Annotated in this window: 18 protein-coding genes and 1 pseudogene; 11 read left to right on the top strand and 8 right to left on the bottom strand. The window is 49.3% G+C overall.

Annotated features, from left to right (window positions below; all coding sequences use genetic code 11):
• Nucleotides 1–4: 4 nt before the first annotated feature.
• Nucleotides 5–1,528 (top strand): alkyl hydroperoxide reductase subunit F, encoded by a 1,524-nt coding sequence (gene ahpF / locus KNP62_RS10585; protein ID WP_074036831.1) that lies wholly within the window; start codon nt 5–7, stop codon nt 1,526–1,528.
• A 37-nt stretch (nt 1,529–1,565) separates the two neighbouring features.
• Here the strand turns inward: ahpF and KNP62_RS10580 are convergent, their stop codons facing one another.
• A complete protein-coding gene (locus KNP62_RS10580; protein ID WP_214785478.1) occupies nt 1,566–1,967 on the bottom strand; it encodes a hypothetical protein in 402 nt (133 codons plus the stop codon).
• A gap of 138 nt (nt 1,968–2,105) precedes the next feature.
• Between KNP62_RS10580 and KNP62_RS10575 the strand changes: the two genes are divergently transcribed.
• The 3 genes from KNP62_RS10575 (at nt 2,106) to KNP62_RS10565 (ending at nt 4,317) form a co-directional block, all read left to right on the top strand.
• On the top strand, nt 2,106–2,453 hold the full coding sequence (locus tag KNP62_RS10575; protein ID WP_214696655.1) for a PadR family transcriptional regulator: 348 nt from the start codon (nt 2,106–2,108) through the stop codon (nt 2,451–2,453).
• Entirely contained in the window at nt 2,440–3,402 is a 963-nt protein-coding gene (locus KNP62_RS10570) for an HAAS signaling domain-containing protein (RefSeq protein ID WP_214785477.1), read from the top strand. Before KNP62_RS10575 ends, KNP62_RS10570 begins: the two co-directional genes overlap by 14 nt.
• A 78-nt stretch (nt 3,403–3,480) precedes the next feature.
• Nucleotides 3,481–4,317, top strand: coding sequence for an aldo/keto reductase (locus tag KNP62_RS10565; protein ID WP_214785476.1), 837 nt, complete (start codon nt 3,481–3,483; stop codon nt 4,315–4,317).
• Nucleotides 4,318–4,374: 57 nt separating this feature from the next.
• Here the strand turns inward: KNP62_RS10565 and KNP62_RS15795 are convergent, their stop codons facing one another.
• The 6 genes from KNP62_RS15795 to KNP62_RS10540 all read right to left on the bottom strand — a co-directional run bounded on the left by KNP62_RS15795 (nt 4,375) and on the right by KNP62_RS10540 (nt 8,884).
• Entirely contained in the window at nt 4,375–5,205 is an 831-nt protein-coding gene (locus KNP62_RS15795; RefSeq protein ID WP_483299214.1) for an IS3 family transposase, read from the bottom strand.
• An 8-nt stretch (nt 5,206–5,213) separates the two neighbouring features.
• Nucleotides 5,214–5,723: a helix-turn-helix domain-containing protein gene (locus KNP62_RS15790; protein ID WP_483299210.1), complete on the bottom strand. Its 510-nt coding sequence runs from the start codon at nt 5,721–5,723 to the stop codon at nt 5,214–5,216.
• A gap of 76 nt (nt 5,724–5,799) precedes the next feature.
• Nucleotides 5,800–6,612 carry a MetQ/NlpA family ABC transporter substrate-binding protein gene (locus KNP62_RS10555; protein ID WP_214785474.1) on the bottom strand — a complete coding sequence of 271 codons (813 nt, stop codon included), beginning with the start codon at nt 6,610–6,612 and terminating at the stop codon, nt 5,800–5,802.
• A 20-nt stretch (nt 6,613–6,632) separates the two neighbouring features.
• Nucleotides 6,633–7,295, bottom strand: a complete 663-nt coding sequence (locus tag KNP62_RS10550; protein WP_214696647.1) for a methionine ABC transporter permease — start codon at nt 7,293–7,295, stop codon at nt 6,633–6,635.
• Nucleotides 7,288–8,034 carry a methionine ABC transporter ATP-binding protein gene (locus KNP62_RS10545; protein WP_214785473.1) on the bottom strand — a complete coding sequence of 249 codons (747 nt, stop codon included), beginning with the start codon at nt 8,032–8,034 and terminating at the stop codon, nt 7,288–7,290. The genes KNP62_RS10550 and KNP62_RS10545 overlap by 8 nt, the downstream gene beginning before the upstream one ends.
• A gap of 109 nt (nt 8,035–8,143) precedes the next feature.
• Nucleotides 8,144–8,884 carry a hypothetical protein gene (locus tag KNP62_RS10540; protein WP_214785472.1) on the bottom strand — a complete coding sequence of 247 codons (741 nt, stop codon included), beginning with the start codon at nt 8,882–8,884 and terminating at the stop codon, nt 8,144–8,146.
• Nucleotides 8,885–9,078: 194 nt separating this feature from the next.
• Here KNP62_RS10540 and adhP point away from each other — a divergent pair, with 194 nt between their 5' ends.
• The 5 genes and pseudogenes from adhP (at nt 9,079) to KNP62_RS15780 (ending at nt 12,309) form a co-directional block, all read left to right on the top strand.
• On the top strand, nt 9,079–10,110 hold the full coding sequence (adhP, locus tag KNP62_RS10535) for an alcohol dehydrogenase AdhP (RefSeq protein ID WP_214785471.1): 1,032 nt from the start codon (nt 9,079–9,081) through the stop codon (nt 10,108–10,110).
• Between the two features lie 111 nt (nt 10,111–10,221).
• The gene (locus KNP62_RS10530) at nt 10,222–10,647 is read left to right on the top strand and encodes a MarR family winged helix-turn-helix transcriptional regulator (protein ID WP_214785470.1); all 426 of its coding nucleotides are present in this window, start codon (nt 10,222–10,224) and stop codon (nt 10,645–10,647) included.
• 107 nt (nt 10,648–10,754) lie between these two features.
• A complete protein-coding gene (locus tag KNP62_RS10525; RefSeq protein WP_271305830.1) occupies nt 10,755–11,282 on the top strand; it encodes a CarD family transcriptional regulator in 528 nt (175 codons plus the stop codon).
• Nucleotides 11,283–11,394: 112 nt separating this feature from the next.
• Nucleotides 11,395–11,772 (top strand): annotated as a pseudogene (locus KNP62_RS15785) (PAS domain-containing protein); the annotation flags it as partial.
• Between the two features lie 24 nt (nt 11,773–11,796).
• On the top strand, nt 11,797–12,309 hold the full coding sequence (locus KNP62_RS15780) for a methyl-accepting chemotaxis protein (protein ID WP_483299213.1): 513 nt from the start codon (nt 11,797–11,799) through the stop codon (nt 12,307–12,309).
• Nucleotides 12,310–12,379: 70 nt separating this feature from the next.
• Here the strand turns inward: KNP62_RS15780 and KNP62_RS10515 are convergent, their stop codons facing one another.
• Nucleotides 12,380–13,879, bottom strand: a complete 1,500-nt coding sequence (locus tag KNP62_RS10515) for a malate:quinone oxidoreductase (protein WP_214749625.1) — start codon at nt 13,877–13,879, stop codon at nt 12,380–12,382.
• Nucleotides 13,880–14,070: 191 nt separating this feature from the next.
• On the opposite strand from KNP62_RS10515, the gene KNP62_RS10510 reads away from it, so the two are divergent.
• A complete protein-coding gene (locus KNP62_RS10510) occupies nt 14,071–14,532 on the top strand; it encodes a DUF2691 family protein (RefSeq protein ID WP_214785467.1) in 462 nt (153 codons plus the stop codon).
• Nucleotides 14,533–14,559: 27 nt separating this feature from the next.
• Nucleotides 14,560–15,102: a histidine phosphatase family protein gene (locus tag KNP62_RS10505; protein WP_214785466.1), complete on the top strand. Its 543-nt coding sequence runs from the start codon at nt 14,560–14,562 to the stop codon at nt 15,100–15,102.
• Nucleotides 15,103–15,120: the final 18 nt, after the last annotated feature.

Here is a 15,120-nt window from a genome sequence, read left to right as displayed (position 1 = left end):
TTGCATGTTAGAAGCAGCGATTAAACAACAGCTCGACCAATATCTCCAGCTCATGGAGGGCGATGTCGTCCTCCGTGTGAGCGCTGGGGAAGACAAAGTCTCAAACGAGATGCTCGAGCTCGTCAACGAACTCGCCAGCATGTCATCACGTATCTCGGTCGAACGCGCGACACTCGAGCGTACACCGAGCTTCAGCGTGAATCGTCCGTCTGAAGAGACAGGAATCGTCTTCGCGGGGATTCCACTCGGACATGAGTTCACATCACTCGTCCTCGCCCTCCTCCAAGTGAGCGGGCGCGCACCGAAAGTTGATGCGGACACGATCAAACAGATCCAAAACATCGAAGGCACGTATCACTTCGAGTCATACATCAGCCTCAGCTGCCACAACTGCCCTGACGTCGTGCAAGCGCTAAACGTCATGAGCGTCCTCAACCCGAACATCACCCACACGATGATCGACGGAGCCGCGTTCAAGGATGAAGTGGAAGCGAAAGAGATCATGGCTGTCCCGACGGTCTTCTTGAACGGAGAATCGTTCGGTAACGGTCGGATGTCACTCGAAGAGATCTTAGCGAAACTCGGTACAGGTCCTGACGCCTCTGCTTTCTCGGACAAAGACCCGTACGACGTCCTCGTCGTCGGTGGCGGTCCAGCTGGTGCGAGTGCTGCCGTATACGCGGCTCGTAAAGGAATCCGTACAGGAATCATCGCGGAGCGCTTTGGTGGCCAAGTGATGGACACGATGGGCATCGAGAACTTCATCGGTACCGCTTATACGGAAGGTCCAAAACTTGTCGCAAGTCTTGAAGAGCACGTCAAAGAGTACGGAATCGACGTCATGAACCTCCAACGCGCGAAGCGTCTTGAGAAAAATGACCTCGTCGAGATCGAACTCGAGAACGGTGCTGTCTTGAAGAGTAAGAGCGTCATCCTCTCAACTGGTGCACGCTGGCGTAACGTCAACGTTCCAGGTGAGGCGGAGTTCAAAAACAAAGGGGTCGCTTACTGCCCGCACTGTGACGGTCCTCTCTTCGAAGGGAAACGTGTCGCGGTCATCGGTGGCGGTAACTCTGGGATCGAAGCGGCCATCGACCTCGCAGGAATCGTCAAGCACGTGACGGTCCTCGAGTTCGCTCCTGAACTCAAGGCCGACCAAGTGCTTCAAGACCGTCTCCACAGCCTTCCGAACGTGACTGTCATCACGAACGCTCAGACGACAGAAATCACGGGTACGGACAAAGTGAACGGCATCTCGTATGTGTCTCGTGAGACGAACGAGTCACACCATGTCGAACTTGAAGGCGTCTTCGTCCAAATCGGCCTCGTCCCGAACACGGACTGGCTCGACTCGGTCGAACGCAACAACTTCGGGGAAATCGTTGTCGACCGTCATGGCGCGACGAACGTCCCAGGTGTGTTCGCTGCAGGAGACTGCACGAACAGCGCCTACAAACAAATCATCATCTCGATGGGTTCTGGTGCGACAGCCGCACTCGGCGCCTTCGACTACATGATTCGCAACTAATACAAAGACTCGCCCTCTATCATGAGAGCGAGTCTTTTTACAATTCAAACGTTTGCCCGGAGTCCGGGATGAACAAGACCGCCTCTCCGCTCCCCGTTTCAAACCGATAGCCCACTCGAGGCGTGAATGGATTCCATTCTCCCCCGGTCGTCGGTACGCTCTCGATGTACGTCACGTCATTGTACGTTTTATTCAGCGTCTCTTGTGCTTCCGCTACTGAATAACTTGGTACGGATAACATGATTCCGATACTTACGCTGATCACCCCAAACGCCACAGCCCACCGAGTCGATATCGGCTTTCGGAAATGGGCTAGAACAAATAGCGTAATCATCCATCCAATCGGCACCCCGAACGTCCCTGCATTCCCATACCATTGTGCATTGACCATCAATAAGCTAACAATCACCACACCGCCAACTATCCACCACCACTTCATGAACATCACCTCCCCTTCATTATCCCAGAATCAGGAAAAGACTCAATTTGTTTTTTAGATAATTAACTACATTGATGTATGATGACTTATAGTGTATTATATACAGTATAAAGATGAACGAATGAAGGAGGCGAAAAAATGTCGGATGTCAAAGCCTCGTTGGTGACAGAGTTGCGTCGTGGTACGTTGACGATTGCGGTACTCAGTCAGTTGAAGACACCACAGTATGGTTACTCGCTCGTCCAGGCATTACTTGATGCCGAGATCAACATTGATCAAAGCACGCTCTATCCGCTCTTGCGTCGACTGGAAAAACAAGGACTCGTCACAAGCTCCTGGGATACGACGGAAAGTCGACCTCGAAAGTACTATGTGCTCAGTCCCGATGGAATGGCTATTTTGAATGAGTTGTACGAAGAATGGATGAAGATGTCGAAAACGTTGACCCGTCTAATTGAAGGAGGAAATGATCATGAATCTTCGTGATGTGTATATCGATGAAGTCACCTCTCGAATCCCTGAATCGATGCAGCAAGATGTCGCCCTTGAATTGGAATCGACCATCGATGACATGACTGGAAATGACCCGTCTGAAACTGCCTTGTTTGAAGCGTTGCGCGAACTCGGCGACCCTCATGTTCTCGCTGCTCGTTATGCGAATCGTCCCCTCCATCTCATCGGACCAGCTTTCTTCACACAGTACGTGAACATCATCAAGATCGTCTTACCGATTGTCGTCACGGTTGTCACAATTCTCTCCATCATCGGTTATTTGACCAACCCCATAGAAGACACGTCTTGGAGTCAGTTCTTGATTCAAGCATTCCTTCAAACCGGGGCTGCCATCTTCAATGTTGTCGTTCAAACGCTATTCTGGATTACCCTCACGTTCTTCATCATCGAACGGGCTGTACCTGAGGGCGAAGTCCCCTTCTCGAGTTGGAAACCTGAACAACTTAAGAAAGTAAAACCTCGTTCGACCTCAATCTCTCTTGGTTCAATCTTGTTTGATGTTGTCGTCACCGTTTTGATGGTCGTATTGTACGTCAACGCCGAACAGTTAATTCGCGTCGTCACGGATGGCGAATCCTATCCACTACTCAATTCGTCCGTCTTGAATCAATTCTTGCCGCTCATCATCGTTTTAGCAATCTTCGGAATTGCGATTGCCATTTACAAATGGATCGTTCGACACTGGACGAAGCCGCTCGCCTTATGGAACATGCTTTTCAATATCGCATGGATTGTCGTCACGGCACTCATTTTACTGCAACCTGATCTAATTTCGACCGAAGCACTCTCTTTGATTGCTGAACAAACGAATATCGACATCGAAACAATCAGTCGCTGGGGTGTATGGAGTATTTTGTTCACGATCATCGTCGTGTGTATCCTCGACCTGGCCGAAGGGTTGATCAAAGTCTTTCGTCGTTGACCTCACATTCAAACGTTTCATTTCCGAGGAAAGTGGAATAGCGGAGAAGAGAACGGATTTTGAATGGGGAGGCATTTGATGGGTATTCCAACAATGAAGTTACATGATGGTTATGAGATTCCGGCCATTGGACTCGGAACAGTTTATTTAAAAGGTGAAGCAGGGGTCGACGCCATTACGTGCGCCATCCGAAACGGATATCGACTCATCGATTCGGCGATTCGTTACGATAATGAAGGTGCGGTCGGTGAGGCAGTTCGCCAATCTGGCATCCCGCGCGAACAGCTTTTCTTAACATCAAAATTGCGCGCGCAATATTATGACTACGACCAGGCACTCGAGATGATTCGGGAGTCCCTGTATCGGGCAAACCTCGACTATTGGGATTTGTTCCTCTTGCATTGGCCAAACCCGAAGCAAGACAAGTACGTCGAGGCATGGCGTGCCTTGATTCAGGCGAAGAAAAACGGATGGATTCGCTCTATCGGGGTCTCGAACTTCATGCCGGAGCACCTTGACCGCTTGATTGAAGAGACGGGAGAAACACCGGTCATCAACCAAATCGAGCTACATCCGTACTTCTCGCAAGTCGAGCAGCGTCAAGCCGATAAGGAGCGTGGCATCATCACAGAGGCATGGAGCCCGCTCAGTCGCGCCCGTACGGTCATCCACGACGAGAAGATCACCGAACTCGCGAAACAAAAAGGAAAGAGCGTCTCTCAAGTCATCTTGCGCTGGCATATCCAGCTCGGTGTGATTCCGCTCGCCCGCTCGTCTAGCGAATTGCATCAGAAAGAGAATCTCGATGTCTTCAACTTCGAGTTGACGGATGAAGAGATGGAGACGCTCAATGCGTTGACGAAGCCAGATGGTCGCATCGATGACCAAGATCCAAGAGAATACGAAGAGTACTAAAAAAGATTGAGCCGACGAATGAACTGAACCGAAAAAGTTAGACACTAAATAGTTTCTTTAGGCGACCTTTAGAACCTGCGTCCGATATTCCACCGGGCTCAGGTTTTTTAGTCGTTTCTTGATGCGACGATGATTATAGTACTCGATGTATCGCTCGAGCTCCTGTTTGAAATGGGTCATATCTTCGAACTTCCTGAGATAAAGGAGCTCGGACTTGAGCACGGCGAAGAAGCTCTCGATGGCCGCGTTGTCGAGACAGTTGCCCTTTCGGGACATACTCTGGGTGATGCCGTGTTCGCGCAGCTTCGCCGTGAATGCTCGGAACTGGTATTGCCAGCCCTGGTCAGAATGGAGGATTGGTCTCCCATCACCGTCGAGTCTTGCGATGGCTTGGTCCAACATCTCGCCGACGAACGGATATCTAGGACTGTCTGACATCGAATAGGCAATGATTTCCCGGTTGGCCAGGTCCATCATCGGTGAGAGATAGAGTTTCTCCCCGAAAAGATGGAACTCGGTGACATCGGTCACCCACTTCTGGTTTAGGCCTGTGGCCTGGAAATCCCGTTCGAGGAGGTTCGGTGCGATCGTTCCGACCTCTCCTTTGTAGGACGGATATTTCTTCATGCGGACGAGGCACTTGAGACCAAGCTCGTCCATGAGACGCAATACGGTCTTCGGGTCGTGCCTGAACCCTCGGCGCTCGAGAAGCGCATGGATGCGACGATAACCACAACGTCCTTCGTGTTCGTGGAAGAGGGTCTGAATCGCTTCCTTCACGTCCGCGTACTTGTCAACAGCCGTCAGGCGTGTCCGCCAATAGTAGTAGACGCTTCGAGCCATATCGAGCACTTGGAGGAGACCCGGTACAGGATAGGTGGCTCGCAGCTCGTCGATTACTTGGGCCTTGATCCGGTTCGTCGCGCTTCCTCTTCTTGAACCAAGGCTTTCAATTTTTTTAACGCGGCGTTCTCCATCTCGAGGTACTCGACCCGTTCCTTGAGCTTCTCGACCTCTGTCATCTCGTCAGGATTCTTTTTCTTGCGTTTCGCCATTGGGGCACGTCCTTTCGCTTTGGCTACCAGCCCCTCCACTCCTTTCCGTTCGTACGCGGACCGCCACTTGGAGATCATTCCAGGGGAGGAGATGCGGTACTTCAGGGCCGCATCCAAGCAGGACAGTCCATTGGTAGCCATATCGTTTAGTACTTCCAGTTTAAACGCCTGCGAGTGGACTGTATAGGAAGGATCGAAGATTTCCTCCCCCCAACGCTTGTAGAGATGCGCCCAGGTACGCACCTGGTTATACGAGATTCCGAACTCCTGTGACAAAACCTCAAATCCGTCCCTTCCCGTGAAGTAGCGCTGGGCGATTTGGACTTTCAATGCCTTTGAATATTTGGTCATAAAAAACACCCCATAAAAGTTGGATTTTCATGTCCAACTTTTATGGGGCAGTTCACGAAGGCTCAATCTTTTTTATTTAAAACGCCGGAATAGCCGTTTCTGCATAGTTTTCTTCTAAGAACGCACGGACTTCATCGCTCGTGAGGGCCTCTCCGAGTTTTTGGATCGCTTCGTCGTCCTGGTTATCTTCACGTGCGACGAGCGTGATCGCGAAGTCGTTCTCGACACCTTCTGTTAGGAGTGCGTCACTCTTCGGTGTCAAACCGAGCGGTGCCGCGTAAGCCGGTGTCATCAAGACCGCATCGACATCATCATATGCACGAGCGAGCATCAACAAGTCGACTTCTTCAAACTTGAAGTTTTTCGGATTCGATGTGATATCGGCTTGTGTATAGTACGTGCCTTCTTTCTCTCCGAGTTCGATCACATCATGTTGTGCAAGAAGGGAGAGCGAGCGGTCGATGTTCGATACGTCGTTGGCGATGGCGATGGTCGCGCCTTCCGGAATGTCTTCCATGTTGTCATAGTTTTTCGCGTATACGCCGTAGTTTGCGAAATAGATTGGTTCGATTGGAACGAGATTCGCATCATTGCTGCGGTTGAACTCTTCCATGTACGGGACGTGTTGGAAGAAGTTCGCATCGACTTCTTTCGCCGCAAGTGCCGAGTTCGGCTGGACGTTGTCTCCGAGGACGACGATTTCGAGTTCGATGTTCTCTTCTGCAAGCTGTTTTTTCGCGATTTCAAGCATATCTGTCATCGGTGGGATGAGTGACGCGACTTTCAACGTCTGTGGTTCGTTCGATTGTTCTGTTTGTGTTTCCGTGTCGTTCCCACATGCGGCGAGGACGAGTGTGAGCGAGGCAAGAAGTGCCATCAATTTTTTCATATTCATTTCCTACTTTCTGTTTAGCGTTTGTCGATAATTCGTGCCACGGTCGTGCCCGTGAACTGGATCAGCTGTACGAAGACGAGCATGATCAAAATCATATAGAGCATGAGTTCTGTCTGAAATTGCTGATACCCGTAACGGATGGCAAAGTCACCGATGCCACCTCCCCCGACGACCCCCATGATCGTCGAGTACGAGATAAAGCTAATGATGGACGTCGTCAATCCGAGTACGAGGCCGGATCTGGCTTCGACGTAAAGAAACTTAAAGATGATGTCTTTCACCGACGCCCCCATCGAGAGCGCCGCTTCGACGACCCCGCGCGGAACATCAATCAATGACTGTTCGACAAGGCGCGCATAATGCGCGATGGCAATGATGGAAAGTGGCACGGTAGCTGCCGCTGTTCCAATGGCCGTCCCGATAATGAGCCGTGTAAATGGAATCAAAAACACGACGAGTAACAAGAACGGAAAAGACCGGACGATGTTCACGACTAAGTTGAGGACAGAGAAGACGACTTGGTTCTCTAACAGTTGTCCTTTACGCGAAAGATAAAGCCACGTGCCTAATGGCAATCCGACTAGAATCGCGGCGAGAATCGATACCCCGACCATGATGAACGTCTCAGCGATGGACTGCCAAATCTCCGATTGATAGCGTAACAGGATGTCAGGCATTCGGTTCGCCCTCCTTCCGTAACTGTTCGACGAACCAACTTGGGTTCTGATCGATGGCCACCACACCCGTCGGTTCCCGTTCAATCGTCTCATGAACGGCGCCTTCTGCCATGACGGTGACGCGATGACAGATTTGACGAATAACATCCATCTCATGCGTGACGAGGACGATGGTGACGCCAAGTTGTTCATTGACCGACTGAAGAACACGTAACACTTCTGCCGTCGTGTTCGGATCTAGGGAAGAGGTCGGCTCATCGCACAGGAGCACGCTCGGTTCGCTCGCGAGTGCCCGAGCGATGGCGACACGTTGCTTCTGTCCACCACTCAACTGGGAAGGATATTTATCGCGATACGCTTCGAGTCCGACGAACTGGAGACATTCCATCACGCGTGCTTCCCATGATCCTCTCGGTCGTTTAGCAAGCTTCAGGGAATCGAGGACGTTATCAAAGACGGTCTTATTCGCGACAAGATTAAATTGTTGAAAAATCATACCGATCCGATGTCGCTTCTTGCGGAGTTCCCGGTTGGAGAGCTCGGTCAACTGGTCGCCATCGACTATGACACTTCCACTATCGGGTCGCTCCAATACATTCATCAATCGAAGAAGTGTCGACTTCCCGGCACCGCTTGCGCCGATGATGCCGTAAATCTCTCCTTTTCGAATGTGAAGCGATACATTTCGAACGGCCATCTCTTGTCCATAACGTTTATGGACGGACGACAACGTGATCATGGCGGACATCCTTTCTATTTCTCGTGAGTGAGTCAACCATTTATCATTTTAGCGAAGTAAAGAGTTGATGTCAGGTCATGTGCTCGTACGAAAAGAACCGCAGTGCGGTTCAGAGTGGATGTCTTTCGAAATGTTCGGCGATGTGTCGCTTCATGGCGTCTCGATTTTCGGCGAAGATGCGATGGCGATGGCCGTTCCCACCGGATGGGTGCGGAAACCCGCTCACTACGCGCTCCTGATCCAAGAGACCTTGATCGACCAATAATTCCACGGCTCGCCGCACGTTCACGCCCATCGGCAAGATGAGCGCATTTCGAAGGTGTGCCATCTCTTCAGCGAACGTACCTTCCACGTACGGTCGAAACAAATCCGTCCGAATCATATCCGGACTCGACCCATTATAGTTTTTGCCCTTATAAAAGACCGGATAAGGGAGGACCGCCGTGTTTTGTACGAGATGATTTGCTGATCCGAACAAATCGAGGGAGGACTCGAGCCCTAAGTGATGATGCAAATCTAAATCATCTAACATCGTCACTAAGTTCTTTCGAATCGGACCGGAAAAACTGCCACGTTGTTTGACGGCTCGAAGCGCCTCTTCGTCCGTGGCATCTTCTAAGTCACGAATCGCCTCGAACGACTGACGCATCTGATATAAGCCTGGCGTGATTCCCGCGATGACGACTTTCGCATTTGGATTAATGTATTCGAATGGTGCGTAATAGATATCGAGTTGTTTCTTTTCGTCACGGTCTAACAAAAAATCTTCGCTTTTTAACGTCTCTTCCTCTAAATCTGATAACTGCAAAATTTTCGATTTGTATGTGTGAAATAACTCTGTCCGTGTCATGTAACTGACACTCCTTTCGTTTGCTTCCTTCATCTCTATTTCCCTAAATCTTCATGTGACAAAAGTTCATGTTTCAGACAAATGCTACCCAAAAAATAAAGCGCTTTCATTCCATTTTTTGTGATATTCTGACGGTGTGATTCAGAGTGTTTTTAGGCAGATTCGCTAATTTCTCACAAGGAGTGTGTTCAAACATGAAAGCAGTCGTTGTCAATTCAGCAAGCAAAGCCAACATTGAAGTCGTGGAAAAGGAAATTCGTCCATTACAATCTGGGGAAGCGCTCGTCGATGTCGAGTACTGTGGCGTGTGTCACACGGACCTTCACGTCGCGGCCGGTGACTTCGGGGATGTCCAAGGACGTGTGCTTGGTCATGAAGGGATTGGGATCGTGTCAAAAATCGCGGACGATGTCAAAAGTCTAAAAGTTGGCGACCGCGTCAGCATCGCCTGGATGTACCATGCGTGTGGTCGCTGCGAATATTGTACGACGGGACGTGAGACGTTCTGCCGAAACGTTCAAAATGCCGGCTATAGCGTTGACGGTGGCATGGCTGAGCAAAGTATCGTCGTGGCAGATTATGCCGTCAAAGTGCCAGAAGGCTTGGATCCTGCACAAGCTTCAAGTATCACATGTGCGGGCGTCACGACGTATAAGGCCATCAAAGTCGCGGACGTGAAGCCTGGGGAGACGGTCGTCATCTACGGTTGTGGTGGACTCGGCAACCTAGCCATCCAATATGCAAAACATGTTTTCAACGCGCACGTCATCGCTGTCGATTTGAACGACGACAAGCTAGAACTCGCTAAAGAGAGCGGCGCCGATTTGACGATCAACCCTTCGAACGAGGGAGATGCGGCGGACATCGTTCAAGAGAAGTTCGGCGGAGCACACGCCGCAGTCGTCACGGCCGTCTCAAAAGTTGCCTTCAATTCAGCGGTCAACGCCGTTCGAGCCTGCGGGAAAGTCGTAGCCGTCGGGCTTCCTTCTGAAACGATGGATTTAAACATCCCACGTCTCGTTCTCGATGGGATTGAAGTCGTCGGTTCGCTCGTCGGGACACGTAAAGACCTAGAGGAAGCCTTCCAGTTCGGAGCCGAAGGACTCGTCGTCCCGGTCGTTCATAAGCGTTGCCTTCACGAAGTACAAGACGTGTTCGAAGAGATGGAACAAGGGAAAATTCAGGGACGGATGGTCATCGATTTCAAAAATAAAGATTGTCAGTAAAAAACGAGGCCTTGTGCCTCGTTTTGTTCTAGATTGACGTTGACGGGGTATAGTCGCTTTTGTATAGTTAGGAACGTCTAAAACCCGGAAACGAAAGAGGAGTGACTTGATTTGACTCCATCAACGTCAACACGTCTGCTTGATTTACTGACAGAACGAAACGATCAAGTTCGACGCATGAGTGAACAATCCTGGAATGAGCAGAGTGACATCCATATCTCAAATTCCGAATGGTATATTCTCGCTACACTTTATCAAGCAAAGACGACCATCGCCGAGGTCACGCGAAACGTCCATATTTCGCGGCAAGCGATTCATAAACTGATTAAGAATCTAGAAGGTAAAGCGCTCGTTCTCGTGACGGACCATCCGCAAAATCGAAAGGACAAATGTATCGAGCTGACCTCTCTCGGTCACACTTGTTATGAACAAAACGAGGCACTCAAAGCGCAGCTCGAGCAACAGATTCAAGAAAGCATCGGACAAGAGGCGTTCAATCAACTGAAAACCATTCTACGGATGGACTGGAAACTGTAATCGTGTCGGGTTCACTCGTCACGATTTTTATATGCACACCTTGCACCAAACGTCAACCGAGTTGACATTTCACCTTCTGAATGACTATGCTTATAGGTAAGGAAGAGGTGATCGACTTGTTTAAAGCTGGAGACTTAATCATCTACTCGACCCATGGCGTATGTCGGATCGACGACATTTCGGACAAAACGGTCGCAGGAGAAACGAAATCGTACTATACGCTTCACCCCATCAACAACTCACAGAAGTTGCAGATTAGCATCCCGGTCGATAATGACAATGTGATGATGTTGACGTTGCTCGAAGCAGACGAAGCATTAGAGATTTTAGAGTCGTTCCGCTCGCCTGGCGTTGAATGGAATCCGCATTCGAACAATCGCAATCGTGAATTTTTAAATGTTGTCCATTCAGGGAACCGTCATGAGATCGCTCAAGTCGTGAATACGTTGAGCCGTCGTCAAATCGAGGCGTTACAGGCAAACAAAAAGCTGTACGAACAAGATCGTAAAATTTTAGAGAACGCCAAAACCATTTTGGTGAAAGAACTCTCGCTCGCTCTCGAACGTTCAGAGAGCGACATCGAACGTCAAATCGGTGAATACTTACATGAAAGCATGGCGACACTCACACCTTGACCCTTCCACGTGGAAGAGGTCTTTTTTTGTTCTGCTACAATAATATACTTTTTTTGACAATTTTCGGGTATCCTAAAACAAATAAACCTTATGATATAGGGAGGATGTTAGGATGCAACTGCACTCTAGTACGACCCATGTCACCGACACGCATGTCGTTCGGGCAATCGAAAACAATTTAGCAATCATTCGTTTCGATGAAAATCGTCGCGTCGCTTACGTCAATGAAATTTTCGCCAGAACGATGGGCTATGAAGTCACTCAATTGATGGGACGACACCATCGTGACCTTTGCTTACCCGAGTTTGCGAACAGTCCTCAATATGACTTGTTTTGGCGAAAGCTGTTGCAAGGCTTGAGCTATCACGACAAAATCGAGCGACGTGCGGCCGATGGTCATAGTGTTTGGTTAGAGGCTACCTATATGCCGATTTTCGATGACACGAACCAGCATGTCATCGGTGTATCTAAGATTGCGGCTGATATCACGTCTCGTCAACAGGATGTCCTCCATATGGCGAACGACCTTCAAGAAACATCGGAGTACTTATCTGCACAATCCAAAGTCGGGAAACAGGATGGGGAACATGTGCTAGAAAACGTGAAACAAATCGAAGCAGAGTCCATACAAAATATGCAACATCTCCTTGCGCTCCAGCAAGAGGCAAAATCGATTACAGATATCGTCCGTACGATTCGAGAAATCGCTGCTCAAACGAACTTGCTCGCACTCAATGCGGCCATCGAGGCGGCACGAGCAGGTGAGCATGGGCGCGGGTTCAATGTCGTCGCCACGGAAGTGCGTAATCTGTCGAATAAAGTGTCCCTCTCCATCACGGAAGTGAATCACAATATCGAAGGAATCGTCAAACGGATCGATGACGTGTCCACGAGCATCGGACGCATCTCTCACAAAGTGAAAGATAGCTCCGGACAACTCGAACAGACGGTCCGAGAGTTCGAGAAATTAGCGGATTCAGCCGCTACACTCGAACAACAGGCGAAGACGTTTCTTAAGATGGTGTAAGCGACCTAACGGTGGGTCGCTTTTTCTATACAAAAAGCGAGCATACGATTGTATACTCGCCTCATTCTCTTCAGTTATGGACCATGTCCTTTTCTTCTAAACCGAGCGTGACCGCTGTCGATTCGTGAATCGTCTTGAACAGGTCCGGATGTTCCGAAAGTTTCAAGCCATATGACGGAACCATCTCTTTGATTTTCTCTTCCCACTCCGGTAACTGTTGCGGGAAGCACTGCTCGAGCACCTTCAACATGACATGAACAGCTGTCGATGCGCCTGGAGAAGCACCAAGAAGTGCCGCAACGGAACCATCTTCCGCGCTGACGACTTCTGTTCCGAACTGAAGTGTCCCTTTTCCTTGCGGTGTATCTTTGATGACCTGAACCCGTTGCCCGGCCACAACGATTTCCCAATCTTCGTTCTTGGCGTTCGGGATGAATTCACGAAGTTCATCCATGCGCTTGTCGTGTGACAAGAGCACCTGTTCGATCAAGTATTTCGTGAGCGGCATCTCTTTTGCCCCTGCCGCAAGCATCGTGATGACGTTGTTTGGTTTGACCGAACGAATCAAATCCAAGTTCGATCCTGTTTTCAAGAACTTCGGCGTGAAGCCGGCGAACGGTCCGAATAACAACTCTTTTCGTCCATCGATAAAGCGTGTGTCGAGGTGCGGTACCGACATTGGTGGTGCCCCGACTTTCGCCTTTCCATAGACCTTCGCGTGATGTTGCTCGATGACCTCACGATTTTTACAGACGAGGAAGAGTCCACTGACTGGGAACCCGCCGATTTGTTTCGACTCCGGAATCCCTGTCTTTTGTAAGAGTGGTAAACTTCCGCCACCGCCTCCGATGAAGAGAAACGGTGCCGTATGCGTCTCGATCTTGTTCGCAGACAAGTCTTTCACTTTCACTTCCCAAAGACCGTTATCGAGACGCTTCACGTCCTCGACGCTATGGCCGTAGTTGACCTCGACTCCGTTTGATGTGAGATGGTCAAACAGCATCCGTGTCAACGCACCGAAGTTCACGTCCGTCCCTGAATCGATTTTCGTCGCGGCAATCGGTTCGTCCGATGTCCGTCCATCCATGATGAGCGGGAACCATTCCCGTAGCTGATTCGGATCGTCCGATAAGACCATGCCTTCAAATAACGGATTCGTTGTGAGCGCTTCCAAACGACGTTTCAAGAAATCGACATTCTTCTCCCCTTGGACCATACTCATATGTGGAATTGAACGAATGAAGGCACCCGGATTTTCAATCAATCCTTGCTTGACGAGATGCGCCCAAAACTGGCGTGAGATTTGGAATTGCTCGTTGACGTTGACCGCTTTGGAAATATCAATCGTCCCATCCGCGTTCTCCGTTGTATAGTTTAATTCGCAAAGTGCGGCATGTCCCGTACCTGCGTTATTCCATTCGTTTGAACTTTCTTCCCCTGCTGCATCGAGCTTTTCGAACACTTTGATATTCCACTCCGGTACGAGCTCTTTAAAGAGTGAACCGAGCGTTGCGCTCATAATGCCTGCCCCAATTAAAATGACGTCTGTTCTCGTTTGCGTACTGCTCATGAAAACCCCATCCTTATCCCCTGAATTTTTTGTCATACAACCGAAGAATCCCCATTCCTCAATCATATATTTTATAATCGTTATACCGATTATAACTCTTTTGTGATGAATGATAAGGGTTATGTATGATTTTTTGTGCTGAAACTTTTTATGAAATTGTCATGATTCCTTGAAACGAAGGAGGTGTTCTTGTGAGACGCGGTCTAAGTTTTACAATCCCCAATCAATACGGTCATTTTTTACAAGATATTTTGACTCCTATCCCTATCGACCAATATCAATGGAAGGTAATTGATGAGGAATCCTATGTTGTGAAAGATGAACAACTTGACTGGTTGTTGTTTCCGAAGTCGACCATTATCAATGGTCGACAACTCAATGAACGGATCACTCAACATGAACACTATTTGATTTTTGTTGATATAAAAGCGTTCCACTCTAATATGTCCTCGGAAATCGTAACGTATGAAGATTTTCTACAGAGCACGTGCGAGTTTGTACTACTTTTGATAGATAGTCAATACGTGACGATATACTGTAAAGACCACGAGATGCTCAACTCCCTCTACGAAAATGCTTTTTTGCATGAATTCGAGGAGATTGCATACATCACAAGTCATAATGACTCGATGACACGCTTATCTTGCTGGTAATTGAGCATTTCAAAAAGGAGAATCCACATGCCCACACTCTATCTGATTCGCCACTGCTCGGCCTCCGGTCAAGAATCTGATGCACCACTCACGGAAGCGGGTCACGAACAAGCACACCTACTCCGTGATTTCTTTCGTGAAATCCCGATTGACCGAATACTCTCAAGCGACTACACCCGAGCGGTCGCTTCGGTCACACCTCTTGCCGAAGCCCACCAACTCCCAATCGAACGTGAACCGTTGTTACGAGAGCGTATTCTGTCTGATGGACCGCTCGAAGACTGGCTGACACCGCTACGTCAGTCGTTCATCGACCCGACGTTCAAGTTGCCTGGTGCTGAATCTGGTGAGGAAGCGACTCAGCGAATCATGCAAGTGATCGAGCGTGCCCAATCTCAACATAGCTCGATACTACTCGTGACTCACGGTAATCTGCTTGCGCTCCTGTTACAACGGCTTGATCCTAAATATGACTTTGAAACATGGCGTACGATGCGTAACCCGGACATCTATCGTCTCGATTTAAGTAACGAAGAGCCCGTCATCAAATGCATATGGCCACATAAATAAGCCGTCTCGACATGAGAC

It is taken from the genome of Exiguobacterium sp. s183, assembly GCF_018617655.1.
GTDB lineage: Bacteria > Bacillota > Bacilli > Exiguobacteriales > Exiguobacteriaceae > Exiguobacterium > Exiguobacterium aestuarii_A.
Note: the sequence above shows the minus strand (reverse complement) of the source record. Positions and strands in the feature narration are given on the sequence as shown.